Annotated in this window: 28 protein-coding genes; 13 read left to right on the forward strand and 15 right to left on the reverse strand. The window is 62.7% G+C overall.

What is annotated here, in order from left to right; translation table 11 throughout:
• Positions 1-225: 225 nt before the first annotated feature.
• From ftrA to AC5P99_RS17940, 3 genes are all read left to right on the forward strand, one after another.
• Positions 226-1,227: a transcriptional regulator FtrA gene (gene ftrA, locus AC5P99_RS17930; RefSeq protein ID WP_099605263.1), complete on the forward strand. Its 1,002-nt coding sequence runs from the start codon at positions 226-228 to the stop codon at positions 1,225-1,227.
• A 95-nt stretch (positions 1,228-1,322) separates the two neighbouring features.
• Positions 1,323-1,757: a BLUF domain-containing protein gene (locus AC5P99_RS17935; protein ID WP_012479978.1), complete on the forward strand. Its 435-nt coding sequence runs from the start codon at positions 1,323-1,325 to the stop codon at positions 1,755-1,757.
• A gap of 23 nt (positions 1,758-1,780) precedes the next feature.
• The gene (locus AC5P99_RS17940) at positions 1,781-2,332 is read left to right on the forward strand and encodes a chemotaxis protein CheW (RefSeq protein WP_224481844.1); all 552 of its coding nucleotides are present in this window, start codon (positions 1,781-1,783) and stop codon (positions 2,330-2,332) included.
• A gap of 11 nt (positions 2,333-2,343) precedes the next feature.
• On the opposite strand, the gene AC5P99_RS17945 is transcribed toward AC5P99_RS17940, so the two are convergent.
• The 4 genes from AC5P99_RS17945 to AC5P99_RS17960 all read right to left on the reverse strand — a co-directional run bounded on the left by AC5P99_RS17945 (position 2,344) and on the right by AC5P99_RS17960 (position 5,999).
• Positions 2,344-2,844: a hypothetical protein gene (locus tag AC5P99_RS17945; protein WP_329753088.1), complete on the reverse strand. Its 501-nt coding sequence runs from the start codon at positions 2,842-2,844 to the stop codon at positions 2,344-2,346.
• A gap of 92 nt (positions 2,845-2,936) precedes the next feature.
• A complete protein-coding gene (locus tag AC5P99_RS17950) occupies positions 2,937-3,524 on the reverse strand; it encodes a TetR/AcrR family transcriptional regulator (protein ID WP_049459931.1) in 588 nt (195 codons plus the stop codon).
• A gap of 86 nt (positions 3,525-3,610) precedes the next feature.
• Complete coding sequence (locus AC5P99_RS17955) at positions 3,611-5,380, reverse strand: oleate hydratase (RefSeq protein ID WP_262091447.1); 1,770 nt, start codon at positions 5,378-5,380, stop codon at positions 3,611-3,613.
• A 94-nt stretch (positions 5,381-5,474) separates the two neighbouring features.
• Entirely contained in the window at positions 5,475-5,999 is a 525-nt protein-coding gene (locus tag AC5P99_RS17960) for a GNAT family N-acetyltransferase (RefSeq protein ID WP_123958500.1), read from the reverse strand.
• A gap of 164 nt (positions 6,000-6,163) precedes the next feature.
• Here AC5P99_RS17960 and AC5P99_RS17965 point away from each other — a divergent pair, with 164 nt between their 5' ends.
• The 3 genes from AC5P99_RS17965 to AC5P99_RS17975 are packed head-to-tail and all read left to right on the forward strand — an operon-like array spanning position 6,164 to position 7,423.
• Entirely contained in the window at positions 6,164-6,619 is a 456-nt protein-coding gene (locus tag AC5P99_RS17965) for an SRPBCC family protein (RefSeq protein WP_123958499.1), read from the forward strand.
• Between the two features lie 10 nt (positions 6,620-6,629).
• Positions 6,630-6,962: an ArsR/SmtB family transcription factor gene (locus AC5P99_RS17970; RefSeq protein WP_049449666.1), complete on the forward strand. Its 333-nt coding sequence runs from the start codon at positions 6,630-6,632 to the stop codon at positions 6,960-6,962.
• Positions 6,963-6,964: 2 nt separating this feature from the next.
• Complete coding sequence (locus AC5P99_RS17975; protein ID WP_049449668.1) at positions 6,965-7,423, forward strand: SRPBCC family protein; 459 nt, start codon at positions 6,965-6,967, stop codon at positions 7,421-7,423.
• Positions 7,424-7,453: 30 nt separating this feature from the next.
• On the opposite strand, the gene AC5P99_RS17980 is transcribed toward AC5P99_RS17975, so the two are convergent.
• Both AC5P99_RS17980 and AC5P99_RS17985 read right to left on the reverse strand, forming a co-directional pair.
• Positions 7,454-8,062 carry a hypothetical protein gene (locus AC5P99_RS17980; protein ID WP_262091448.1) on the reverse strand — a complete coding sequence of 203 codons (609 nt, stop codon included), beginning with the start codon at positions 8,060-8,062 and terminating at the stop codon, positions 7,454-7,456.
• A gap of 129 nt (positions 8,063-8,191) precedes the next feature.
• A complete protein-coding gene (locus AC5P99_RS17985; protein ID WP_262091449.1) occupies positions 8,192-9,478 on the reverse strand; it encodes an alpha/beta hydrolase family protein in 1,287 nt (428 codons plus the stop codon).
• Between the two features lie 145 nt (positions 9,479-9,623).
• On the opposite strand from AC5P99_RS17985, the gene AC5P99_RS17990 reads away from it, so the two are divergent.
• Together AC5P99_RS17990 and AC5P99_RS17995 are read left to right on the forward strand one after the other, a co-directional pair.
• Positions 9,624-10,001 (forward strand): DUF4180 domain-containing protein, encoded by a 378-nt coding sequence (locus AC5P99_RS17990; RefSeq protein ID WP_099605269.1) that lies wholly within the window; start codon positions 9,624-9,626, stop codon positions 9,999-10,001.
• 94 nt (positions 10,002-10,095) lie between these two features.
• On the forward strand, positions 10,096-10,860 hold the full coding sequence (locus tag AC5P99_RS17995; RefSeq protein ID WP_099605270.1) for a COG4705 family protein: 765 nt from the start codon (positions 10,096-10,098) through the stop codon (positions 10,858-10,860).
• On the opposite strand, the gene AC5P99_RS18000 is transcribed toward AC5P99_RS17995, so the two are convergent.
• Complete coding sequence (locus AC5P99_RS18000) at positions 10,857-11,639, reverse strand: 3-hydroxybutyrate dehydrogenase (protein WP_495213391.1); 783 nt, start codon at positions 11,637-11,639, stop codon at positions 10,857-10,859. The genes AC5P99_RS17995 and AC5P99_RS18000 overlap by 4 nt on opposite strands.
• A 61-nt stretch (positions 11,640-11,700) precedes the next feature.
• Entirely contained in the window at positions 11,701-12,180 is a 480-nt protein-coding gene (locus AC5P99_RS18005) for a tetratricopeptide repeat protein (RefSeq protein ID WP_495213392.1), read from the reverse strand.
• Between the two features lie 229 nt (positions 12,181-12,409).
• Here AC5P99_RS18005 and AC5P99_RS18010 point away from each other — a divergent pair, with 229 nt between their 5' ends.
• Together AC5P99_RS18010 and AC5P99_RS18015 are read left to right on the forward strand one after the other, a co-directional pair.
• A complete protein-coding gene (locus AC5P99_RS18010; RefSeq protein WP_143572903.1) occupies positions 12,410-12,751 on the forward strand; it encodes a hypothetical protein in 342 nt (113 codons plus the stop codon).
• Positions 12,748-15,954 carry a zeta toxin family protein gene (locus tag AC5P99_RS18015; RefSeq protein ID WP_495213393.1) on the forward strand — a complete coding sequence of 1,069 codons (3,207 nt, stop codon included), beginning with the start codon at positions 12,748-12,750 and terminating at the stop codon, positions 15,952-15,954. Before AC5P99_RS18010 ends, AC5P99_RS18015 begins: the two co-directional genes overlap by 4 nt.
• 89 nt (positions 15,955-16,043) lie before the next feature.
• Here AC5P99_RS18015 and AC5P99_RS18020 read toward each other — a convergent pair whose 3' ends face one another.
• Both AC5P99_RS18020 and AC5P99_RS18025 read right to left on the reverse strand, forming a co-directional pair.
• On the reverse strand, positions 16,044-16,523 hold the full coding sequence (locus AC5P99_RS18020; RefSeq protein ID WP_232015543.1) for a hypothetical protein: 480 nt from the start codon (positions 16,521-16,523) through the stop codon (positions 16,044-16,046).
• Positions 16,524-16,602: 79 nt separating this feature from the next.
• Complete coding sequence (locus AC5P99_RS18025; RefSeq protein WP_057501460.1) at positions 16,603-17,337, reverse strand: hypothetical protein; 735 nt, start codon at positions 17,335-17,337, stop codon at positions 16,603-16,605.
• Between the two features lie 700 nt (positions 17,338-18,037).
• Here AC5P99_RS18025 and AC5P99_RS18030 point away from each other — a divergent pair.
• Entirely contained in the window at positions 18,038-18,613 is a 576-nt protein-coding gene (locus AC5P99_RS18030) for a 5' nucleotidase, NT5C type (RefSeq protein ID WP_495213394.1), read from the forward strand.
• 96 nt (positions 18,614-18,709) lie between these two features.
• On the opposite strand, the gene AC5P99_RS18035 is transcribed toward AC5P99_RS18030, so the two are convergent.
• The gene (locus tag AC5P99_RS18035; RefSeq protein WP_108270139.1) at positions 18,710-19,549 is read right to left on the reverse strand and encodes a type 1 glutamine amidotransferase domain-containing protein; all 840 of its coding nucleotides are present in this window, start codon (positions 19,547-19,549) and stop codon (positions 18,710-18,712) included.
• Between the two features lie 97 nt (positions 19,550-19,646).
• Here AC5P99_RS18035 and AC5P99_RS18040 point away from each other — a divergent pair, with 97 nt between their 5' ends.
• On the forward strand, positions 19,647-20,564 hold the full coding sequence (locus AC5P99_RS18040) for a LysR family transcriptional regulator (protein WP_495213395.1): 918 nt from the start codon (positions 19,647-19,649) through the stop codon (positions 20,562-20,564).
• Between the two features lie 543 nt (positions 20,565-21,107).
• Positions 21,108-21,464, forward strand: coding sequence for a hypothetical protein (locus tag AC5P99_RS18045; protein WP_046430208.1), 357 nt, complete (start codon positions 21,108-21,110; stop codon positions 21,462-21,464).
• 104 nt (positions 21,465-21,568) lie between these two features.
• On the opposite strand, the gene AC5P99_RS18050 is transcribed toward AC5P99_RS18045, so the two are convergent.
• The 4 genes from AC5P99_RS18050 to AC5P99_RS18065 form a co-directional block, all read right to left on the reverse strand.
• A complete protein-coding gene (locus AC5P99_RS18050) occupies positions 21,569-22,543 on the reverse strand; it encodes a hypothetical protein (protein WP_495213396.1) in 975 nt (324 codons plus the stop codon).
• 51 nt (positions 22,544-22,594) lie between these two features.
• A complete protein-coding gene (locus AC5P99_RS18055) occupies positions 22,595-23,137 on the reverse strand; it encodes a hypothetical protein (protein ID WP_495213397.1) in 543 nt (180 codons plus the stop codon).
• 247 nt (positions 23,138-23,384) lie between these two features.
• Entirely contained in the window at positions 23,385-24,281 is an 897-nt protein-coding gene (locus AC5P99_RS18060; protein ID WP_495213398.1) for an AbiTii domain-containing protein, read from the reverse strand.
• Between the two features lie 184 nt (positions 24,282-24,465).
• A complete protein-coding gene (locus AC5P99_RS18065) occupies positions 24,466-25,119 on the reverse strand; it encodes a hypothetical protein (RefSeq protein WP_495213399.1) in 654 nt (217 codons plus the stop codon).
• Positions 25,120-25,254: the final 135 nt, after the last annotated feature.

A 25,254-nucleotide genomic window follows, 5' to 3' on the forward strand; every position in this document is an offset into this window, starting at 1 on the left:
CGGGCGGCGGGCGGCAACCTACGGGGTAGAGTCGACTGTCAGTCGACTATCGCGCGCAGCGCGGGCTTCCAGGCGGTATCGCCAACAGCAGTCGACTAACAGTCGACTCTACCCCGTCGGGTGCCCAAGCCAGACGAATGCCCCCCCCGTACACATGCTCCACAGGCATCACCTCATGCCCGCGCAGCATTCTGCGGCGCACATCACCACCCGTAGCATCAAGCCATGCCCAGCCCACCCGCCGATCCCACCGCACCGCTCGTCGCCATCGTTGCCTGCCACGGCCAGGGCCTGTTCGAGTTCGGCTGTGCGGTTGGCCTGTTCGCGCCGGTGCGGCCGGAACTCGGCGTGGCCTGGTATCGCACCCAGCTGTGCGCGGGTGAACCCGGTGCGCTGCGCATGCTTGGCGGAACGCAGGTGCAGCTTCCCTACGACCTCAGCACAGTTGATGACGCCGACATCATCGTCATTCCCGGTTGGCGCGAGCCCAGCGAGCGCCCACCGCAGGCACTGCTCGATGCACTGGTCCGTGCCCACGCACGCGGCGCGCGCATCGCCTCGATCTGCTCCGGTGCCTTCGTGCTGGCCTGGGCCGGGCTGCTCGATGGCCGCCAGGCCACCACCCACTGGCGCCTCACCGAAGCGCTGGCACGCGAGTTCCCACACATCGATGTGCGGGAGGATGCGCTGTACGTGGATACCGGCAGCATCATCACTTCGGCCGGCTCGGCCACCGGCATGGACATGATGCTGCATATGGTGCGCAAGGATTACGGTGCGCGCGTGGCCAATCTGGTGGCCGAACGGCTGGTACTGGCGCCGTGGCGTGATGCCGAACGCAGCCAGCGTGTCAGCCGCGCCATTCCCCATGGCGAGCCCACCCGCCTAGCAAAGCTGATGGAATGGATGCGCCGCAACCTGCGCGAGCCGCACTCGCTGGGCAGCCTCGCCGAGCAGGCCGCACTCAGCCAACGCACCCTGCAGCGGCAGTTCCTGGAGGCCACCGGCCTGTCGCCCATCGACTGGCTGATCCGCGAGCGCGTCGCCTACGCCCGCGAGCTGCTGGAAACCACCGATCGGCCGCTGCAGTGGATTGCCGAGCAGGCTGGATTTGGTTCGCAGGAATCGTTCCGTCGGCACTTCCGGGGCCAGGTCGATGCGAGCCCTACCGAGTACCGCAGCCAGCATCGCGGCGGTGTTGGCGCGGATCGGCTGGTGGGCTGCTGATCCAGCTCAGCGCTCTCCAGCGCCACGTGAGAAAAGGCTCACGGCGGACGGTGGAGACCCACGTATAGTGATGGGCGTCACACGAAGCCCCTTCCATGCTCCACGCATTTGCTTACTCCAGCCACATGTCGGCTGGGCTTTCCGATGAAACCCTCCGCCAGATCGTCTCGGGCTCTGCCGCGTTCAATCGCCGGGTGGACGTTACCGGAGCGCTGCTCGTCGACGGGCAGCGGTTTTTCCAGTACATCGAAGGCCCGCCCGACGGCCTGGAGGCGGTCAGGCGCCGCATCCAGGACAGTCGTTCGCACGCCGCCGTCACCCCGGTACTGGACATGGCAATCGGCGCACGCGCCGTACCCTACTGGGCGATGACCCGCATCGAGACCGGGCAGATCGTCGTGTCCGGGCTGGTCAATGCGCGATGGGACGAATTTGGCCATTCCGTTCCAGGCATGGATCAGCTCGTTGGCCTGCTGCGTCCGCATTTCCCACGCATCGGCACCGTCGAGCCGCCACGCGCCCCCGCCTGATACAGACTGAACCGACGCCTTGCGTGCGCCTGCCGACGCGGCCGTGCGCTACGTTCGGGCGTCATCATCAGGATCCTCCTTCCCGCTGTCTTCGCCACGCCCATCGCATGCCAGTACCCGCCCCACCTGCAATGGAAAAACGCGCATCGCCCGCCGACCTGTTCGAGATCGTGATCGTGCGTGCAGGCACCGCCCTGTTCGCGATTGACATCCAGGCTGCCGTCGAAATTCGCGGCCTAGAGGCATTCGGCCCTGCAGACCGCAACGGCAGGCCGACCCTGGAAGTCCGTGGGCAGCCATTACCTGTGGTCGACCTGCGCCGCATGAGCGGCCAAGCGGCATTCGACGGTGGCAGCCCGGCCATGCTGTTGATCAATGCCGGTACGGCAACGCTGGCGCTGGCCGTGGATGAGGTGCTGGAGATCGAGACACCGGACGCGAGCGCACGCGTCCCCGAGCGTGCCGCAGGCCGATCGTTCGGCTTCTGCAGCCGGCACATTCAACTTGACCCGGCGCGCTCGGCTGCACTGATCGAACCGGTGGCACTGCTGGGCGCACTTGCCGCGCCGGAGTGACCGGCGGCGTCTCAGGATCGTCCTGCCAAGGCACGGTTTCGCAGCCTCCAGCACTGCGCGGCCACGCCGATCACGAACACCACCAGGCAGACCAGCAGCGTGTGCAGCACCACCGGGGCCATCGGCGCGGCAGCAATCGGATGCGCTGCCGGCACGCGGGTCAGCGTTTCGTTGACGCCGGGCACCAACGACAGCAGGAAGCTGAAAGACAGCGCAAACGTCGATGCATAAGGTGCTGCGCTCCCCAGCCAGCGCAGCCGCGCGGCCAGCACGCCGCCGAATGCCACCAGCAGCACGATCACCCCGAATGCGTGGCCGGGGTTGATCCCGCCCGTGCTGGACACGGTGAACGAGGTGGCCACCGACAGCACCAGCCCCACCAGGTACAGCTTGCCCGCGCGCGTGGCGGGATCGATTGCGCGATGGCGAATGAAGGCATACAGGCCACTCAACACCGGGATCAGGCTGACAGCGGTATGGATTACGCCAAGTGCGGACAGAGGGTGGGACATGGGACACCTCCAGGGACAGAATGAACCTACTAGTAGGTAGGCATCGGACTCAAAAAGAAGGCCCGCGTCGCCGCAGGCCCACCACACATCTCTCAGGACGCCGCGCTCACCCGCGCGATCGCCAAGCGTGCCAGTGCCGCGAAGGTCGCCGCATCACCAAAACCGCGCGCGGCCAGCATCGCGCCATGCACCGACGACATGAACGCCCTGGCCTCGTCCGCAGGGGAACCCTGCAGGCGCAACTGGCCCAGCGCCGCGCCCTTCTCCAGCGTCACCGTCAGCCACCCGCTCAGATCCTCGAAATGCCCGCGCACTTCATCGGCAATCTCCGTAGGGATCATCGGCGCCTCCGCTGCCAGCATCGCGCAGATGCAGAACGACGACGTCCCCCCTGCAATGCAGCTGGACCAGTACTCCACATAGGCGTTGAGCTCCTGCAGCGGGTCGTCCAGCTGCCGGTCCAGCAGCGCCAGGCCTTCGCGCGCCTCGGCCCGGTACAGTTCAACCACCGTGCGCACCAGGTCCGCCTTGCTGGGGAAGTGGTGATGGATGCTGGCCTTGCTGATGTTCACCCGCGCGGACACGTCGGCGTAGCTGAAACCGTTGTAGCCACCGGCCTCCAGCAGCGAACGGGCATGGGTCAGGATCTCCTGGGCCTTGGGCGAGAGCGACTCTTTCATGTCGCCAACCTACTAGTAGGTTGAAACGCTGTCAACTACCCGCTGCCGGGCTCGCCGGGCATGGCCCGGCGCTACCCACGCCCCGCTCAGTCCTCCTGCACCAGCTTGAACTCGCGCAGCAGACCACCGATCTGGGTCTTGTCCAGCTTGTTCATCAGCAGGTTGCGCAGGAACGCTGGCCCGGGAATGTCCAGTTCCTTGCCATCACGCAGGCGCCCGGTCGCGGCCAGCAGCGAGCGCACGTCATACGTGGAATTGAACACCTCGGGTACGCCGCGTTCGATATCCAGCAGCGTGTACACCGCTTCCATCGGCGTCCGCACCGAGTACTCGGTAGTGAAGATGCAATCGCGCTGCTTCGATTCGGCGAACTGGCCGATGAAAGCGAAGTTCACCGCACCGTCCGGCACCACGTCCGGGCGATCACCGGCCTGGCGCGGCATGAAGAACGCGGTGATGTACGGCATCATCACCGGCACCGTCTTCGCGCCCGTCGCCGCCAGCTCGTCGATCTCCTCCACCGGCACGCCCAGGTGGTACAGCCACTCGCGGGTGATCTCCTCGCCGGTGCAGTCCTGCATCGGCTTCTTTACGTAATCGCCGGGCGTATCGACGAACAGCGAGTACACCCAGACCACGATCTGGTCCTTGGGCTGGTTCTTGAAATGTGGCTGGCGATTCACCGTCCAGCTCATCAGCCAGCGCGAGTCGCGCACGCTGACGATGCCGCCGGTCACCACTTTGCCGCTGAAGGGATCGCGCTTGGCGATCTTCTGGATGTAGGCCGGAATGCGCGCATCCAGCGTGGTCACCGTTGCCGATTCCCACTTGGTTTCTGGAATGTGCGCGCCGAACACATCCGGACGCCCGAACGCGTCATCCTTCGCGGCAATGCGGCGCCACAGGTCCCAGGCAGGCGCCGGGCCTTCGTTCAGGCGTGCCGCAGTGTGGTGGTCGCCATTATCCGAGTTCTCGGTCAGCGAACCGATGGTCATGAACAGCAGATCATCCGCGCCGAGATCCACGCCACCGGCTACACCGTCATGCATCCAATGGATGCGCGTGGCCTGCTTGCGGTCCGGCTGCAGATCAAAGTCGACGTCGGTCACCTCGGTACCGTACTGGAACACCACGCCCTGGTCCTGCAACCACTTCACCAGCGGCAGCACCAGCGATTCGTACTGGTTGTACTTCGTGAACTTCAGCGCCGAGAAATCCGGCAGGCCGCCGATATGGTGGATGAAGCGATGCAGGTACAGCTTCATCTCCAGCGCCGAATGCCACTCTTCGAACGCGAACATGGTTCGCCAGTACAGCCAGAAGTTGCTGTCCAGGAAATCACGGCCCAGTACTTCGTTGATGCGCTTGTTCTCCATCTCCTGACGGGTGGCCAGGAACAGCGCGATGATGTCCCTCTGTGCCTGCTCGGTCAGCGTGAACAGGCCATCGGTGTGTGCATCCTCGCCGCGATTGATGGTGGCGCGCTGCAGCGAATAGTTCGGGTCGTCCTTGTTCAACCAGTAGAACTCGTCCAGCACGCTGGCATCTTCGATCTCCAGCGACGGTATCGAGCGGAACAGGTCCCACAGGCACTCGAAATGATCTTCCATCTCACGGCCACCACGGATCACGAAACCCTTTTCCGGCACCTTCAGGCCATCCAGCGCACCGCCAGGAATCTGCTGCTGTTCAAGAATGATGATGCGTTCACCGGCCATGCGCCCATCGCGCACCAGGAACGCGGCGCCGGCCAGCGAGGCCAGCCCCGACCCCACAAACCAGGCGCGCTTGCCATCGACACCGGCTGGCTTGCGCGGGCGCGCGAAGGCTTCGTAGTTGCCACTGCTGTAGTACATGCGCTGCTCCTTCCAGGAGGGGGTGACCCCACTCTAGCGCCGAACCGATGTACCGATTCCTGCATGCATGCTGCGACCGAATGACGCAGCGGCGTCAGAGCTGGCGGCCCAGCAGCATGCCTGGCCAGCCGTCCACGTTGAACGGCGCAATTCGCGTGTAGCCGCAGGACTCGTAGAAGCGCACCAGATCACCGCTGCCTCCGCCATAGCAGTCCACGCGCAGATGGTCGAGGCCGGCAGCGCGCGCCTGCTCATCGGCAAACGCCATCAGGCGACGGCCAATGCCGCGCACGCGCGCATCACGCGAGGCCACCAATACCCGCACGTACAGCTCCGGCCCATCGGGCGCCGGCACATAGGGCATCGACTCGCCCAGCGCCAGGAACGCACGCACCTCACCCTGCTCGTTCTGGGCCACCCATGCGCCAGGCAGCGCGCACGCATCGGTCACCTGGGTGACCCGGCGCGGCACCGTGGACCACGGCTCGCTGCCCCATTGCTGCAGATTGCCAATGGACACGAACCATTCAATCACCTCATCGAACAGCGCCAGCACCGCAGGGGCATCTGCCGCACTGGCGCGGCGGATCGTCAAGGTGTCCTTTCCTGTTTCAGTCATGCACGTACTCCTGTCAACGCGTCAATCAGCTGTCACGAGGATGCCGGCCAGCGGCCGGCACTACCAGGGTCGGAAGTCCCTGGGCTGGATTTGACATGCAGGCATTTACCTGCATATAGTTCATCCCAAGGGCGGCACCTGCCTGCCCATGCGAGGAACCTGCAATGGTGGATATCGCACACAGGGTCGGCATCAAGGCCCCCGCAAGCCAGGTGTACCAGGCGCTGGCCACCCCCGAAGGCGTGGCCGCCTGGTGGGCAGAAGACGCCCACGGCGACTGCAACGTCGGCGGCACGGTCAAGGTCCGTTTCACCAATAACGGCCAGGAAATCGGTGCCATGGAAATGCAGCTGGAACAGCTCATTCCAGGCGAGCTCGTGCTCTGGCGGTTCATCGCCGGTCCCGCCGAATGGATCGGCACCCACGCGCGCTTCGTGCTGAAGCAGGAAGGCGATTACTGCATCGTCCTGTTCACCCATGAAGGCTGGAAGGAGCGCGTCGAGTTCACCTCCCACTGCAGCACAAAGTGGGCGGTGTTCCTGATGAGCCTGAAGGCACTGCTGGAGACCGGCAAGGGCCGACCCAACCCACACGACGTCAGGATCGACAACTGGAATTGAAGACATCCCCATGGTGGTAGACAACGTGCGCGACGCAGACAAGGTCTTCAAGGCACTGGCCGATCCCACGCGCCGGACGCTGCTGGACCTGCTCTGCGAGCACAACGGCCAGACCCTGGGCCAGCTGTGCGAGCACCTGGACATGGCCCGGCAATCGGTCACTCAGCACCTGGGTCTTCTGGAAGACGCCAACCTGATCAGCACTGTGCGCCGTGGCCGCGAGAAGCTGCACTTCATCAACCCGGTACCGCTGCATGAAGTCTACGAGCGCTGGGTACGCAAGTTCGAGCAGCAGCGCCTGAGCCTGCTGCATGACCTGAAACGCGAACTGGAAGGAGAATGACGATGTCTGCAGAGTCAACCCGCTTCATCCACGTGATCTACATCGCGTCCACGCCACAGAAGGTGTTCGAGGCCATCACCCGCCCCGAGATCGCCCGCCGCTACTGGGGCCACGAGAACGTCTCGGACTGGAAACCCGGCTCGCTCTGGCAGCACGTGCGCGCCAACGAAACGCGCTCGGTCGAGCTGGTCGGCGAGGTGGTGGAAAGCACCCCGCCCTCGCGGCTGGTCATCACCTGGGCCGCCGCCTCGCAGGCCGACAACCCGGATGCCTACAGCCGCGTCACCTTCGACATCGTGCCCTATCAGGACATGGTGCGGCTGACGGTTACCCATGAGGAGCTGGAACCGGGCAGCGGCATGGATACCGGCATCCGCCAGGGCTGGCCGATCGTGCTGTCGAGCCTGAAGTCGCTGCTGGAGACGGGCAAGGGGTTGGATGTGTTCGCGAAGCCGAGTTGACGCGGTGCTGGCGCGTGGCCACCCACGCGCCTACAGCGCCACGCTGCCAATCAAGCGGCACAGGAACGCCGTCGCGGCAAACGCGGCCGCAAACGAAAACAGCCAGTGGCTCTCCGCTGAAAGCAGCCGCTTGCCCACCACGTCCAGCAACCCGGCATCGCGGAGCCGGAACTGGCGGCGAAGCAGCAGCATGCACACCCCCATCAGCGTGAGCAGCGGCAGCCACGCGAATACCAGCATGGTCAAACTGCCCGCAGACGCGCGGCCCGCACTGTAACGGCCGATGAAGGCACTGAAAGCCGCCTGATTGTCGTGCGGCAGGAAGACGAGCAGCAACGTCGCAATACCCAGCACGTACAGCACCGCATGCCGCAGCCGCCAGGACCATGGCCACTTGATGGCCGGTACCGGCGCTGCACCCTCCGCTCCGAACCGGAAGGCCAACCGATCGCGCCCCTGCGCGCTACTTCGGAAGCCGCGCAGGAAGCCATAGTGCAGCGCCGGCAGCAGTACCAACGACAGCAGCAGCACGAAGGCGGCATTCAACGCCATCGCAGCGCCATCCTCGTTGTCGCCCAGCAGCATTGCCAAGCCGAACCAACCGGCGAAGAACACACCCAACCCGGTCACCAACAGCACGCCGGCAACCAGCCAGCGGCGCCAAGGGGCCACCGCCATCCATGTGTGCAATGAAGCAAGCGGCTCGGGCCTATCTTCCATTCCCTTCCTTCATTCACCGTGGCGCTCTGCAGGCGTACACCCTACCCGCTATTCGCTCTCTCTGCGCGCGCGCCCATAGCCCCCGTGCACATCCTGCTTGATCCAATCGGCCAGCAGGCGAAGATAGCCGTCGGTGATCCGCGTCGACACCCGGTTGCCCTCGGCATCGGTGCGGAACTCGACCATGCCGTGGTCGGTATCCGGGAACAGGTAGGTGTCGATCGGTTGCCCCGACGCGCGCAGGCGCGACAGGATCGAACGCGTGGCGGCAATCGGCGCGGCGCGGTCCTGCTCGGCCAGCACCCACAGCAACGGCACCTTCAGGCGGCGCAGCGCGGCCTCGGCGTCGTAGTCCCAGATCAGCTCCAGGTTGTCGAATCGCGCGCGGCCGATCCGGCGCAGGTCGGCTTCACTCATGCGCAGCATGTCGCCGCTGTATTCGCCGCTGATGTTCTTTGCCCACGGTGCGGCACCGATCTGCGTACGCACCTTCGCCAGCGCCTCGAACCCTTCATTGAAATGCGTGCGCATCAACTGCGCGGTCGCGTCTGAAAGCTGGCCGACCTGCTTCATCGCCGTTGCATCCAGCTGCATGCGGCGTGCCTCGTCGAACAGCTGCTCGCGGTCCTCCTCGATGGGCGACACCACCAGGCCGAAACCGATCGCCACGAAATCCGCCTGCGAGCGCGTCGCCGCCAGCGGCGCGATCCACCCGCCCTGGCTGCCACCGAAGTAGCCGGCGCGGCCGAACCGGCCTCTCGCCAGTTCGCGCGCCTTGGCAAGCGCCGCCGCCGCATCGTCAGCCAGCAGCTCGAAGTTCTGGGTGTACTCGCCTTCCGAATCGCCGGTGCCACGCTTCTGGTAGGCGAACACCGAAATGCCCTGGGCCACCAGCATGCGCTGGTAGATCGCCGCCACCGCCATCGTGCGTTCCGAGCCGTGCACCAACACCACCAGCGGCCGCGTCGGGTCGGCCGGCCCCGCCGGCTCGATCAACTGCCCGACCAGCTTGGTTCCGGCACTGATGAACGTTGCATCGGTATCGCGGGTCGGCAGTCGCTGCCAGCGCTGCGTGGCTCCCGCAGGCGTCCTGAAGCTGACCACATCGCCGCTGCAGCTCACCGGTGCGTTGGCATCGCCGGTGGCGCCACGTCGCCCGTCCAGCATCAGATAGCGCTGCCCCGTGGCCGGTGCCGCAGCGGGTGCGCCGAGCACCACGATGTTGCCCTGCCCGTCACCGTAGGCACTGGCCGTGCATAGCTCGGCGGCCGCGGCCGGCAGGCCAGAACACACCAGCACCGCCATCAACAACGAACGTCCTTTCCACCCTGCCATGCCCTTTCCCGGTATCGTGAACCCGCCCCGTGCGGGCGCCCGGCGCAGCCTAGCGCGTTCGTTCGCCAGATTCATGCTGCATCTGCCTACTGTCGGCCTCTCCCATGACCATACTGGGCGGACGATACGAACTTCAGAGCGCACGATGCACACACATGTCGAACAGATCGGCAGCACCCGCGTCCTGCGCAGCGCCGATACAGGCCCGCTGCTGGATGGCAACGCCCTGCGCGACCTGGTCGGCGATGCCCTTGGGCACCAGGCCGAGTGGATCGCCGTGCCGGTGCAGCGCCTATCGGCAGACTTCTTCGAGCTGCGCTCCGGCATGGCCGGGCAATGGCTGCAGATGCTGGTGAACTACCGTCTGCACTTCGCCGTCCTGGGCGATGTCAGCGCCTACCGCGCGCAGAGCGAATCGCTGGACGCGTGGATCACCGAATGCAACCGCGGCCGCGACGGCTGCTTCGTGGTCGACTGGGACGCCCTGCTGGCACGCCTGCCGGCCCCCGCCAGCGCCCGCTGAACGCCCCCACGCTCGCCCTCGCCAAACCTGGTTCCGACTGCACTCCGACGCCGCCCGCCACAGCATCACCCCCAGGCTCCCCAGGCGACGTTCGATGCGCGCTTCAGACGCAGATTCCCTGCACAGCAAAGTGGCGGCGGTCACCCTAGGCTTCTGGGTGATGAAGATCGCCGCCACCACGCTCGGCGAGACCGCGGGTGACCTGCTGTCGATGACGCTCAACCTGGGCTACGTGGCCAGCTCGGCCATCCTGCTGGCGATCTTCGCCGGCCTGCTGGGCATGCAGTTTTCGGCGCGGCGCTTCCACCCGGTCCTGTTCTGGTCGGTGGTGCTGGCGACCAGCACCGCCGGCACCACCCTGTCTGACCTGATCGACCGCACGCTCGGCCTGGGCTACGCCACCGGCGCCAGCCTGCTGGCCGGCTGCCTGGCGCTGGTGCTGCTGGCCTGGCGGATGTCGGAAAAGTCGATCTCGGTCAGCAACATCGCATCGCGCCGCGCCGAAGGCTTCTACTGGACCGCCGTGCTGTTCTCCAACACGCTCGGCACCGCGCTGGGTGATTTCCTCGCCGACGATTCCGGGCTGGGCTTCACCGGCGGCGCACTGCTGATCGGCAGCCTCATCGCGCTCACCGCGCTGGCCAGCCGCATCAAGGGCATCAACCGGGTCATCCTGTTCTGGATCGCCTTCGTGCTCACCCGCCCGTTCGGCGCCACCTTCGGCGACCTGCTCACCAAGCCGCTGGAAAAGGGCGGCCTGGGCTACGGCACGGTGGGCTCGTCGCTGGTGCTGTTCACCCTGCTCGCCACGCTGGTGGCACTGCCGATGCTGCAGCGCAAGGCGCAGCCGGCCAGCTAGCGCGCCGTCCAGCCCCCATCCACCGGCAGCGCCGTGCCGGTGATCTGCGCCGCAGCGTCCGAGGCCAGGAACACCACCATCTCGCCCAGCTGCTCGGGCGTCACGAACCGCAACGACGGCTGCTTTTCGGCCAGCAGCGCACGCGCGGCGGGCTCCTGATCCGTGCCTTCGCGCTCGGCCAACGCGGTGATCTGCTGCTCGACCAGCGCCGTCCGCACCCAGCCCGGGCAGATGGCATTGGCGGTGATGCCGGTGCCCGCATTCTCCAGCGCGGTCACCTTGGTGAACCCCACCACGCCATGCTTGGCCGCCACATAGGCCGACTTGTTCACCGAGCCCACCAGGCCGTGTACCGACGCGATGTTGATGATGCGGCCGGCGCCCTGCTGCTTCATGTGGGGCAAGGCCGCCGCCGTCGCATGGAACACCGCCGAGAGATTCAGCGCCAGGATCGCGTCCCACTTCTCGACGGGGAATTCCTCGATCGACGCCGTGTGCTGGATGCCGGCGTTGTTTACCAGGATGTCGATGCGGCCCATCGTTGCAACGGCGCGATCGATCATCCCGCGCACCGCCTCGCCATGGGAAAGGTCGGCGCCGTCATGCGCCACGCGCACGCCGAACTCGGCTTCCAGTTTGGAACGGATGCGTTCGATTTCCGCCGCATCGCCGAAGCCGTTCAGCACGATATCGGCACCTTGCCGCGCCAGCGCGGTCGCAATGCCAAGACCGATACCACTGGTGGATCCGGTAACTACCGCAACCTTTCCAGAGAACATGGGTGAGCTTCCATCGGGCATAGGCAGCCAGTGTAGCGCCACCGGCCGCCGCACCCACTTCCTACGCGTCAACGTCCAATGAATACGCCAACAGGAACTCCCTGGCGTACTCATTTCCACACTGCGCCGAAGCGCGGATCAGGTACACCGCACGTGGCACGTCGCTGGGGATACCCTTGCCATGGAACAGCGCCAGGCCAAACTCGTACATGGCCGACGGATAGCCGGCCTCCGATGCCCGCTCAAAATGCGCGGCCGCCCGCATGACGTCCTGCTCGACGCGGTCACCGGTCAGCAGGCAAAGCCCTACCGCATGGATCGCCGGCATATAGCCCTTCTCTGCGGCCTGCTTGAGGGTCGCGAAGCTGTCCGCCTCGGCATGTGCGTGGTCCTCCCCCACAGGCATCGAAGAAGAGAGGAACAACGCTTCAGCACAGCCGCGTGCAAGCTGCGGGGCCAACAGCCGCCGCGCCTGGGCAATGTCACCACGGTCGAGCACCGCATCGAAGTCGGTCGTGAGCTGGGTTGGCATGTTCGTCATGGCACAGGCTTCCTTCCTGTTTGCGGGCATCCGTTCGCCCCATTGGGATTATGCATGCGCAATGCCGTACATTCCTCCAGCCCACGAGGAATGGCGACCCAGTGATCTGACTCGTGGGCCAAATCGACACAACCCATTTGCCTATACGTTGTCGCAAATAGCATTGGACCCACCAAGGCATGTGGGGATATTCTCGAATCTACGTGGATCTGCCCAAAAGGTGACAATCTTGACCCTTTCCTCTCCGCCCGTTCCAGCCAAACTCCGGGAAATGCTCAAGGACTATCCGGAACATATCGAACGGCTGCAGGAAGTACTGAATCGATCAGCCGAGCGATCACGACAGATTCCTTTAATGCCGTTCGACGACGCAATCTCTGCATTGGAAGGCAGGCTCGGAACGTTCATCATGGAAGCACGGAGTGAGCTTGCCGCTGCTGAAGCGGCTGGGAATCCCCAGGATATTGCCAATGCACTTGAAAAAGAACGGTTAATGCTTAGGGCGCGCCTACAAAGCCAATGGATAGGAGATGAGTCTATGTACTCCTATTTTCAGGAGCTAGAGCGTTGAGTTCAGCCGATTGGAGCCTCGCGCCCCAGGCGCATGCGCAGGTGTTTGCGGAGAAGGTGCTTCCCCATAGTGGTCTGGACGGTACCACTCCTCAGGAGCACCCCAAGGCAATTGTACTCGCTGGACAGCCAGGCGCAGGTAAGAGCGGGGTTGCCGGTGCTGCGATTCGAGAGCTTGCTGGTGATGCCATTCCCATCGATCCCGACGCGCTGCGGGAGATGCACCGTGACGCTCCGCAGCTTGTCCAGCAGCACCCATACACCTGGTCAGGGCATACTCACAGCGATGCCAGCCAATGGGCAAAAGAGCTGCGATCCCTGGCAGTCGAGGGCCACAGGAATCTCATCCTCGATACGACACTAGGAAATGGCGACGCCGCAGTTAATCTGATCAAGAATCTCCGGGCCAAGGGCTACGAAGTGGAGATTCGGGGAGTTGTCGCACATCGGTTGGAAAGCGAGCTTGGTGTCGACCGAAGGTTTACTGACAAGCTGGACGACGAAGGCTTCGGCCGCTACGTCCCCGAAGACGTGCGCAAGCACGTTTACGATGCCCTGCCCGGAAATCTGGACAAGGTCCAGGCCGAGACCGGCATTCAGATTCGACTCTACGGACGCGAAGGCGCTCAGGTCTACGACAGCCATAGCGATACCCGTCTACCGGGCGCAGCGCTGGAAGCCGAACGCGAGGCTCGGCTGAAAGACCCCCGAATCACCCAATCATTGCGCGATGGCTGGCGCGCACAAGGCCGCTGGCACGCCGAGCTTACGGACACCCTGCCCCTCAACGACAAGGTCAGCCCACCAACAGCGGCAGCCGTTCTCGATGAGCGCGCAACGCTCAAGGTTGTTGAAGGCATTACGCCCAACATCCAGGAAGCACGCAGCGTCGACCACACCATCCGCGTGCGCCCAAACATGGTGCGGGGCGCCGTCATCGGTGGTGCCGCTGCGACGGTTGTTGAAGCTGCCTCAGAAGGAACAAAGATCGCCGATCTGTACGCACGCGACAACCGGACGGGCGCAGAAGCTGCGCTGTTGGACTTCGGTGCACGCAGCGTCGGCGGTTGGACCGGCGCAGCGGTGGGCGCCAAGGTCGGTACGCTGCTGGGCATCGAGTCCGGCCCCGGCGCCATTGTCACCGGCATCATCGGTGGCGGGTTGGGCGCCTGGGGTGGGGGTGAGATCGTCGATTGGATCGAAAAATACCAGATCAACAACCAGGCCGACAGCACCGGTAGGGTCTGGACGTTTGACCCGGCGCATCCCGAAAAGGGCTGGACGCACAGCGAGCGGGAGATCATAGGCACCGTCGGCACCCTGGCCGATCGCCCGATCTACGGCGCGACTACACTGCTCACGGCCGACGCCGAATTGACCCAGCAACTGAACTACCAGGCCTCAAGCCGGGCCGTCGGGCTGCGGCTGTCCGAGCCTGATCAACCGATCAACCCCTTCAGCATCGCCGGCGATGCCAGCGATACGCCCAGCGCCCTTCCGCGCTCCTGGGAGCGCAACCCGGAGAATGGCGAATGGCGGCGCGAGATCGTCTATCAGGTCCTCGAGCACAGCATCAAGAACACCACGGTCGAAGTAGCCGACGCCACCAAGGCTGCCCAGCTTGATGACGCCGCACGGGGCATCATGGCCTTCAACGCCGCCCGCAGCTCGGCGGCCTTTGCCAAGCAGTACGAGCAGGCCTACACCGCACAAGGCTGGTCCCAGTACGGACCGATTCCGGATGAAGTGATCTGGGCCCAAGACCATCCCGATCACGTACTGGCATCCGACGGACGCACCTATCAGCATCAGGGCGATGGTGAATGGCTGCATGACGGCTGGATCTACGATTCGCTGGCCGAGGGCAACATCCGCGACGAGTTGAACGGAACCTACTCACAGATCCGCGCCATCCAACAGATGGAGGCGCCCGTACCCGGCGCCCACGACCGCAGTATCGAGGCACTGACCGTCAACGAACGCGAAGCCCGCGACCAGGCCATGCAGGAAGCCAATCGACTGGGTGTCGCTGCACCGCAGGCGCAGCAGGTGGCCGCCGCTGCCGTGGCTGAGGTTCGCGGCGAGCACGCCGAAGAACGGCTGACGCCACAAGCCGTGATCGATACGCGCACCGTTGAGCATGCTGCACTGGCGCCCAACACATCACCCTTGTTACAGGAGCATCGCGCTCCTACGCCTGCAGTGCCGACGCCATCGAATCCTGCGGAACCCGTGCGGGAACCGGCTCGCCGCGAAGTATCCCAACAGGAGCCGATCGCTGCCTCTGCAACGCAACCTGCGCGGGATGAGTCAAGCGAGCGACAAGCGCATGCCGAGGCAAACCCTCCTGCGCACACGATGCCGGCAGCTCCTGTGCCGTCACCCAGGATTCCCTCCGCTGAGCGATCTCCCGCGCAGCCAGAAGTGAGTGCGCTACCGACGCCGGATATCGGGTACCCGGCTCCCGCGCAGGAGCCCGTTGCAACTGACCCACACTCCCCGGCCCCGCCAATCCAGACCGAAGTGGCTGAAGCCGTGCCGGCTACTGCCCGCCTCCACGAAGCCGAAGCGAAGTCGGCGCCGATCCAGCCGGAGTCAGACGTTCCAGTCGCCCTCGCAGCAGCCGAGCCAGCTACGCCCGCGCTGATGACAGACGCGGCGACCCAAGTCTCGCAGCACGAGCCTCCCTACACGCCACCACCCGTGGAGGCACCGGCGGCATCACCCTCAAGCGCAACGATCCAGGAACCCGAAGCGCCGCCCGCGCCCCTGCTGCCTACCCAGCCCGAGCATCCCGATCATGCGCTCTACCAACAGGTGCGCGAAGGCGTAGCGGCGCTGGACGCCAAACACGGTCGCACCTTCGACGAAGCCAGCGAGCGCATGACCGCCAGCCTGCTGGTACTGGCCAAGGACAACGACCTGGACCGCGTCGACCACGTACTGCTGAGCAACGCCACCGCAGACAAACCGGCCGGTCACACCCTGTTCGTGGTCCAAGGCGAGCCCAGCGATCCCGGCCACCAGCGCGCAGCGATGCCGACCGAACTGGCTGCGCAGACCACGGTTGAAGAATCCATGCAGCAGTTCGACGCCGTCAGCCGCGAAGCGCAGCAGCGCGCCATCGCCAACCAGCTTGAGCAGCAGCTGGAAGATCAGCGCGTGCAGCAGGATATCCAGATCCGCGCCGCCAGCATGGGCTGAGTGGGTGAAACACGTTCGAAATAATTCACAACAACCCGCCCTCCTGGCCCCTCTGTTTGCCAATCGGTGTCACTGCTATCGCCGCACAATCAAAAGAACAGACCGGCCCGATCAACGGTCGCCAGCGGATTGGCCTTCCGCACCGCCTCCAGGAACAGCAGGAAATCGCGGTTGAACAGCGTCAGGTTGTTGGTGAACGTCACGCACTTTCTGCCCGACGCTTTGCTGAAGCACACCCGCCAGACATAGCGTGAATAGATGACGTCGGACGTTCGTGTGACTGAGGTGATCTGCGAAAGCGGAACCGCCGTGGGCACCGGCCCACGCCGCAGGTAGAAGGATTCTGTATCAAAGAAATAGTGCTCGCGATCCTCTTTTCCATCCACCATCACCAAGGTCATGGACCTGCCGGAAATCCTGCGCGGGGCATGCAAATGCAGCCCCGATTTCACGTACGAGCGAGCAGTTGCTGACATCCGCCGAAGGGTGAACCAGAGGATCACCAACGGAAGGGCCGCGAGGACAATGAAACCTACAGTCTTCAAAACAGTTTCCAGCGTGCTGGGCACACAGATCTCCAGGATGAACTTTCAGGCGATACCCAAGTAGATCCACGTCACGCGTGGATGGCTCTCCCCCAACGCCCTTTCACTTCCAGTGATCCGGCCCCAGGAACGGCAGGCTCAACACAAACACCGGAACCGCCACAGGGATCAACGCCGCGCCGAGCACCTTGCCCGCCGCCGAACCCACACCCGGCTTGTCCTCCCTCTCCGGCAGGATCCGCTGCGCCCGCGCATTGATCGGCTGTGCCAGCTTCCCCTTCTCCGCCAGCGCCGCAGCATCCGGCAACTGCACCCGCTCGCCTTCGCCCTCGAACAGCGCGCTGTAATAGCTGCCGCCCTTCCTTGAAAGATTGCAGGCGCGGTCAAACGCCAGCGCGTAGCGGGTCCGGTCCATCGGCAGGTAGTAGCGCGACCGCTCCTCCACGGCCTTGGCCTCACGCGGGAGTACCTCAATCCGCTCCAGCTTGAACTGCGCGGCCTGTTCCGCCGTCACCTGCTCCGGCCGCAGCAGCAGCGCATAGCTGCCGTGCACCTTGGACTTGTTAGCCGGGTCGCGCCAATCCTCATGGAAGTACATCTGCGCGCAGGCCACCGCCTCGCGCAGCGGGCTGTCCATCAGCGCGCGGTACTCGCGGAACGGCGCGGCATTGAAGCGCATCGGCTCGTCATAGCGCGGCAACAGGTACAGCTGGCCGTCGTCGGCCACGAACGCACTGGTGATCTCGCGGCTTGAGGCGTGCTCCTCCGGGCCACTGGCACAGCCGGACAGCAGGCCAAGGCACAGGGCGGAGAAGGTGAAGAGGATGGACGTTCGCATGTCGTGTTGGTGGGCTTCCCTGGGAAAACGGCCCCGGCCGGAAGGACGAGGCCAGCCCATCATGGTGCCATGCCGGCCTTGCCCTGCCCAATCAAACTGCTGGAGATCGAGCGGGTTCAAGCCGCTGGCGCTGGTCGGCGTGATATATTGAGTGCGCCTGGACATGCATGTTCAGTGACGTTCCTGGATCAGTCTGGAACGAGCGCCACAGGCATATCCCCGTTCGGCCTTTCCGTAGCGCGTTGGGATTATCCAATCACCAGCGCGCCAGATTGCTCCTTGGTTGGCGAAATGAGCCAGTGGCTGGGGCCATGCGTCTTGGCCAACGGCCAGAGCAGCCACTCGGCATGCCTTTGAAGAATCGCCGCGATATATACCGCATTTCAAGCGTGCCGATTACGGCATCTGCCGGGCGGCATCGCCGTGAGGCGATGCCCATCTCAGTTTCAATTCTGGTTGGTGGTGCCCGTATTGTGTTGTTACGGCGCGGTGCACCGTCCCGCTGCAGCAGCGCCTGATGGACTCAAGAGGCACTCTGGCGTTCCGCATTGGTGGGGTTGCAGGCCATCACTCTTTCGCCCTGGACCGACGCCAGCGGCATCGCGATTGCTGCCATGTCTGTCGCAATTGCCAAGCACTTTGCCCCGCTACTGGGGAACCGATGAAGAAGAAAGCCCACTCTTGAAAGGAGAACGCGCAAATGAACGCTGATGATGTGAAGACCATGCCGGTGATGGACCCGCTCGCCAACCAACACATAGATGGATCGAGTGCATCCAGACGCACCATCTACGTAGACCTTGATGGTGTCATGGCCGACTTCGACGCGGCATTCCCCGCCGTGTTTGGCCTGGACCACCGCGTGCTTGCCGACGATGAAATGTGGGGGCACATCAACAACCACCCGTCATTCTTCCGCGACCTTCCGCCGATGCAAGGTGCAGTGGAGTTTTTCCACAGCATCCACCACTTGAACCCGGTGATTCTCACGGCCTGCCCGAAATCAAACTATCCGCTCGCTGCCATCCAGAAGCGGCTGTGGGTTCGCGAACACCTGTCAGCGACCTGCCTGGTGCTGCCTGTGCTTGGCGGGAGGCACAAGCCGCTCTTCATGCACCAGCCGGGCGATGTTCTGATCGACGATTTCGAAGCGAACTGTGATGCCTGGACAGCGGCCGGAGGTGTGGCGATCAGGCACGCCGGCGATTGGACCGCGACGCGTCACGCGCTTTCCCAGATTGAAGATCTGTCAGGAGCAGCGCTCGCGAAGGGCTGATGCCCTCTCTGCCGACCACGTTGAGACTTCCGTAGTCAGGCCGAGGCGCTGGCCCTTCGGCCCGCAAGGCTGGCAGCCTGCTGTGCAGCCCCCCCCCTACTTCAACCGCTCCACCAACCGCTGCCCCACCTCCAGCGCCGACGCCGGGTTCTGCCCGGTAATCAGCTCGCGATCCACCACCACATACCCGGTCCACGGCGTGGTGTTGCTGCTGAACTTCGCGCCCGCCTTCTGCAGCGCCGTCTGCGGGTAGAACTTCATCTCACCGCCGCCCAGCAGCGGCTTGGCCTGCTCCTCTTCCTGGTTGCTGATCACCGTCATCTGGTAACCGCTGTAGATCCACTTCGGCGTAGCCGGCGTCGCACCTGCTTCCAGCTTTGCCACGAAACCACCGGCATCCGGCAGCGTGGACAGCAGCGCGATCGGCCCGTGGCAGACCAGCGCGGTGGTCTTGTTGCGCTGGTGGAAGTCGGCCAGCAGCCGGCCCAGCGCCGGGCTCTTCAGCAGGTCCTGCATCGGCGCGTGGCCACCGGGAATGTAGACCGCATCGAATCGCGCGTAGCCTTGCTGCTCCACGCGCGCCAGGCTGACCACCGGCGAGGCGGTCGGCGAGGTCAGCGCCAGTTTCTCCAGCAGCTCCTTGTGCAGCGTCAGCTGTGCGGCATCGTTGCCGAAGTACGCCGGCGTCACCGAGGATGCATCCAACGTCGGCGCCCGCCCCTGCGGCGTGGCGAAGGTCACCTCGTGGCCCGCGTCCAGCAGCAGCTTGACCGGCTGCATCAACTCATTGAGATAGAAGCCGGTGGACAGCACCTTGCCGTCCTTCAGGTCCAGGTGGTTTTCGTCGGACAGCACCACCAGCACGTTGGCGGCCTGCGCGCCGGTGGCGGCCAGGGTCAGGGCCAGCGCTGCGGCCAGCCGGGTCATCAGGTTCATGGGGTCGCTCCTATCAGGGAATGGCGGCCACTTTATTCATCGCCCCAGCGGCGATAAATTGGCCTCATCGCAAAACATCTGTTCCCCGGAGAGCCAAATGAGCCGCAAGTTCGACTACCTGGGCGATGTGGAGGTGTTCCTGGCGGTGGTCGAGCACGGCTCGTTCACGGCCGGCGCGGTGGCGCTGTCCACCACGCCCTCGGTGCTGAGCCGCGCGGTCACCCGCCTTGAAGCGCGGCTGGGCCGGCAGCTGCTGCAGCGGACCACCCGCCGCGTGGGCCTGACCGACGCCGGGCGGCTCTACCTGGAACAGGTGCGCACCGCCTTCGGCCTGCTGGACGACGCCGAGCGCGACGTACTGGCCCAGGACGGTGCGCTGGCCGGCCGCGTGCGCCTGAGCGTGCCCACCACCTATGGCCACTACCGGCTGCCGCCCGTGCTGGCGCGCTTTGCGCAGCAGTACCCGCAGGTGCAGGTGGAACTGAACATCACCAACCGCAACGTGGATCTGGTGGCCGAAGGCTTCGACCTGGCCATCCGCCTGGGCCAGCTGCCGGACAGCGGGCTGGTGGGGCGAAAGCTGGAAGACGCACCGCTGCTGCTGGTGGCCGCGCCGGACTACCTGCAGCGCCGTGGCACGCCGCAGACGCTGGACGATCTGCAGCAGCACCTGTGCCTGCCGTTCGTGATGCCGCGCACCGGGCGGCTGGCGCCCTGGATCTTCCGCGACAGCGGACGCGACGTGGACTGGCTGCCGCGTTCGTCCATCGAGACCTCCGACGATGTACTGGGCGTGGTATCGCTGGCCGAACAGGGCATCGGCATCTGCCAGAGCTATGAGTTCATCGTGCGCGAGCGGATGCAGCGTGGGCAGCTGGTAGAGGTGCTACCGCAGCTGCGGGGGAGATCGCGGCCGTTCTCGGTGATCTATGCGCCGCATCGGCGGCAGTCGGCAGCGGCACGGGCGATGATTGAGTTGCTGGTGGGGAATGCTGCTGAGAAGGGCGCCGGTTGAAGCCGGGGGCTTGTTAACGGTGTCGGGTTTGAACCGATTTTCGAGGTGTGTAGCTGATCGCGCGCCGTTGCTTGGCGAGGCGAACTAAGAACTGTTGCAAAGAAGGCCGTCGCGCTATTCGCTTGTGGCATGGGCGATTGCGCCAGTTTGAATCGCAATCAACAGATCAACTCCGCGAATGCGTCTGCTGGCGTCGCGTGCTGCACGAATGGTGCATGCAACAATAGTCCTCTGCTCTCGGATTCCGCGTTTCCTTCGCGAATTTCTATTGGCATTCGAGGCGGCTGCGTAAACACCATGGCGCGCCACCGACAACGGGTGGCAGCGGGCGTCCAAACCCGAGACAGATAGTTGTTTACGCTTGCCCGTCGGCACCGTCCTTAACCGGTGCCGGCGGGCAATCCGTCGGCCTTTATGGCGGGCGGTGCGTGGGGGTCTTCGGACCCGCCGGTTATTGACAACTGTCTGTCCCGGTTTGGAACCCGCACCGTCCGCCACCTCTTCGCGGTGGCGCTGTTAAGCACAGCCACGGAAGCCGACGCCATGAATGAATCCGACACCTTCTCCTCGTACACCGTTGTTGAGCCCATCAACGACGACACTCCCCTGCCCGACTTGAACTCCCTGCTCGGCATCCTCAAGCGCATGCGCGGCTGCGAAGGGGCCGATGGGCACCCCTGGCCAGAAACCGATGTGTCACCCGGCCGCCGCGTGAGCCTGGCCAGGAGCGAGCGTGCGATGGTCGGGGCGCTGACGGTGCTGGAGCTGCTGCACGCGGCAGACCGCTGCCGGGTGGCAGCGGACCCGGAGCGGCATTTGGATGAGGGGGTGGTTGATGGGTTGTTTCTGGCTTGCCGGGGGCTGGTAGAGTGGGCTTGTCGAGAGGTTAGGCCAGAGTGACTGAGTCCCCGCGAGCAAAAGAGGGGCAGATTTGATACGCCGAGGTGTCACTCAAGGTCCGCTTCCGGCCAAAAGCCGACGCTCGCACAATCGACTTTAATTGACTACTCCGCCTCAATTCGACCCGCCCGAAAGAGAGCGAAAACCTTTGCGCGAAACTCAGGGCTACAGAATTCATCCATACCCATCATTTCAATGATCGTATCAATCTGCGCCGCGCTGCGATGCTCTAGGGCGAGAACTCTCTCGACTTGGCGCTTGCTCAGATATCGACCCAAATGCGCAAATGGATTGATGGACTCCGAGCGACGGGAGATCAGCATATTCCAGTAATACTTCTTTTGAAGTCCATCATAGAGGCGCCTATGCTCCAGATATGGCTGATACACGCTTGCATACTGGTCAAGAACTGCGCCCCTATGCCAAGAGTAAAAATCATGGACTGATCTTCGATACTCCGAAAAAATACGATGGATATCCAGAGGATCGGAAGCGCGCGCAATGTAATCGCTGGCGCGCCTACACCATCCAGACCATCTCTTTAGCTCCTTCGTCGAAATGACAAATCGAGCTTCTCTAGCGCCGGTTCCAAGATCCTTGCTTATCCTCCAATTTGCTTCCGCTACACGCCAATGTGTATTGTAGTTGCGAAAGCCTTGAAGAAAGTTGTGGAGCCCAGGAGTAGAAAAGCACTTGTCCCGCTGAGCGTTGCACCCATCCACCGGATATGACTTTTCGAAATTCCTCGCATGATCGACCAAGGCCATAATAGAGGAAGTAGTATTAAAGATGTATTTTTTCACATTTCTCGCATGTGCATCGGCCTCACAGAAATCGCCCTCATGCCAGAAAGCAGGGTCAAGACTTCGGTCAGCGAATAGGCTTATTTCGTCTAGCAAATTGGTTACCGATTGCTGGAATATCCATAGACTGTCTTGCAGATCCGCCAACGAATGCCAAAGGCTGCCACCTGGTGTTTCCTCGATAGATTCCCGTGCTTCAGAAAAATTCTCAAAGATGGCCCTCTCGATCTCCTCGCGAGTCCATGGGTGAGGCAGAGAATCAAGATAGCGACTCATAGTGCTCCAATCTCGGGAACGTTCCATATGGCTAGGCAGCGCCGGCGAACTTTACATGGTAACCATAAATCCATTCGCCAATGAAGCTCTCAGATCAACCTTGGCCTCCATGGAGCCTACTTTATAGACATAAGAAACGGTCTCACCTCTGGCAGCATCGATCAGATCAACTAGAGCTTCAATGGCGCGTACAACCACAGACTGCAGGGGCTCTAACGGATAACTGCTTAGTACGCCAGGCTTCATATGAGCGACTTGCTCGTGGCGAATTTTCACAACCGGCTCGGACAAAGATAGAAACTCCTGGCCCGCTTGCGCAACCAGCTCCGCTCGCTCTCCGAAATTGCTTCGCTTAAGAAGCAATGATACCGAGCGAGTTCCTTTCGTCTTGTCTGCCATGCGAGCGACCCTAATCACAAGCATCTCTGCCAAGGAATTAGCGGAAACAATGTGATTTGCCATCTCGTATCGGGTGGCACTCTTTGCCGTCGATTCTGCAATCCTTTGATAGGTATAGAGCGCAGTCAGGATATGCCAGACCTCCTGTTGCATCTCGTCTAAAATTGTCACAAACGCTCCAAGCTGGGCAATCACCAAAGAAATGGATCCCGTGTCCGATTAGACGACGTATCCGCAAAGTACCATACGAGGCGCTCCAGACCGCTCGATCATAGGGCGACCAAGTCCGGCTAACAAGCTACCGTATGACCGGCGAAGATCTGGGGCGCAGCGAGGTGCTCCCACGGCCAGCGTCCGCTTACGGCCAGGAGCGGACGTTCTCAGCTCTGGAATTGAGCCGACCCACGAAGCGAGCTCAGCATAAATGAACTATTAGAAAGCGCTAGCGGAATGCTCCCAGCGCCGTGATGATGCCTTGAAAGACCGCTGAGCTGGCAACGCCCTCAAGAATTGCACGTGTGCTTCGCAAGCTCTCCCTTATCACACTCACGTTAGGGCTAGGCGCTGCCAACTGGGTTTCAACGCAGGCGACTTCAGACTTGATTTGAGCACCCGCATCGCCCTCCAAGTTCACCTCATCCATACGACTGCGCAGCTCTCTGATAACTCTAGCAACAGCCTCTAGATCCAATCCTTTGCTATAGCCCTGTGTTGAACTTGTTGTGTCTTGCTGGATCTGAGAGTCCTGCATTGATCCGATCAAATTTCCTAGATTCCCCACGTTAAGCGTGACGTTTCCAGCCTGCTTTTGATCCTCCGCTGAGAAGCTCATGCCCTCCCCCATGATGCCTTGCTCTTCTAGGCCAAGCGCCCACTCCAGCACTATGCTCCGCACTTTATCCACAAGTCCGTGGATCTGGGTGTGAGATAGAATTACTGCGGGCTGCAAGGGGAATTCCATGCCGCTCATCAGGTTATTCTCGATGCTTCGAGGCAGGCGGACATACGCCGTACTACTGCCCCCATTGGCAATCTTGTCTAGCTCCGAAATGGCTTGAGAGGTTCCACGTTTAGAGAGTATCTCCGCATGCTCCGGGTTTGACATTATGAGCGGAACCCAGCCGTTATACGGATTATGAACTTTTAGCTCACCTCGAAGCTTCCTGTACTCAGGAACGTCCGCACCTTCCGGATACCCGTTAAGTTCATATGTGAGCCAATCAACCAGATCGGTAACTTTGAGTTTCCTCGCAACAACCAGGGCCTTGCGAAGAAGATCAGCAGCACTAACTGTTCTATCGAGCGCATCCCTTTGCAACTCAAGTACTAACGAACCCATATTCCCCCCCTAACGCTCAGCAGCCCCCGCCAAGAAATCAGAAAATAGCGAAGCACGACGCGCGCCCACGGCGTACCTACTAATAATCCAAAAGCTAAATAAGGCATTCGTAAAGTTCGCCCATGACGCCCCCCCCAAATTAAGCCGAGGCGAAAAGCGGCCTAGGCTTGACGAACTTTAGGCATCAGCCGAAGATTGCCAGCAAAGGGGGAATATATGTTGCTAGTTGGGCTCCGATCGCACCAGACGCAGCACCCTCGCACAGGCGACCAAGACTCGAAAGTCCATCCTTGATGATCGAACGCTTGGGGTTTGGGGAGTTGGATTGAGCCCGTAGCGTTTCAACTTCTGACTTCAATTCCCTCCACAGATCAGAATCGGATTTATTCGACTCTAGAATATTCGTGGCAAATTCGACGAACTTTGCCAGAGACTCGCTTTCACCTATATCTACTTTGCTCGTCAGCGTCTGCACGCTCGAGGAGGTTCCTTGCTGAATTGCGGAGCCGATCATCTGGTTAACGTAAAGCATGTTGACCGGCATGAAGTGCGAAGTTGCTTCATCTGGCTTAGCGAAGGCGCCCTCTACCTCGACGATACCTTTATGCTTGATACGTAACATCCCTGGCAAGCCCATCATCACTCGTTTCACCTCAACAAGGCCTTGCCCCTCCAAGTAGTCAACTGCCGACTTGAACACTGCCTCGTCCCCACCTCCGCAGGCGTGGAATAGCGCACCACCGTTAACGAACTTATGCACATCACTGCCACTCAGCTCGTAGAGTTTGTGAAGAACCAGTAGACGAAGTTTGTGCTTCTGCTTTAGCGCTTCTTGCATGACGCGTCCTGAAAGTGATCGATGAGGGCTCACTACCTAATAGCCAGACCCGAGAGCCCGGCTATACGATCTATCCACAAAAACCACCTGATGGTCTTTTCCTTGGATACGGCTCGATCTTAGGGCGACTGCGCT

This window comes from Stenotrophomonas sp. YJH_SMC_80, from assembly GCF_059372495.1.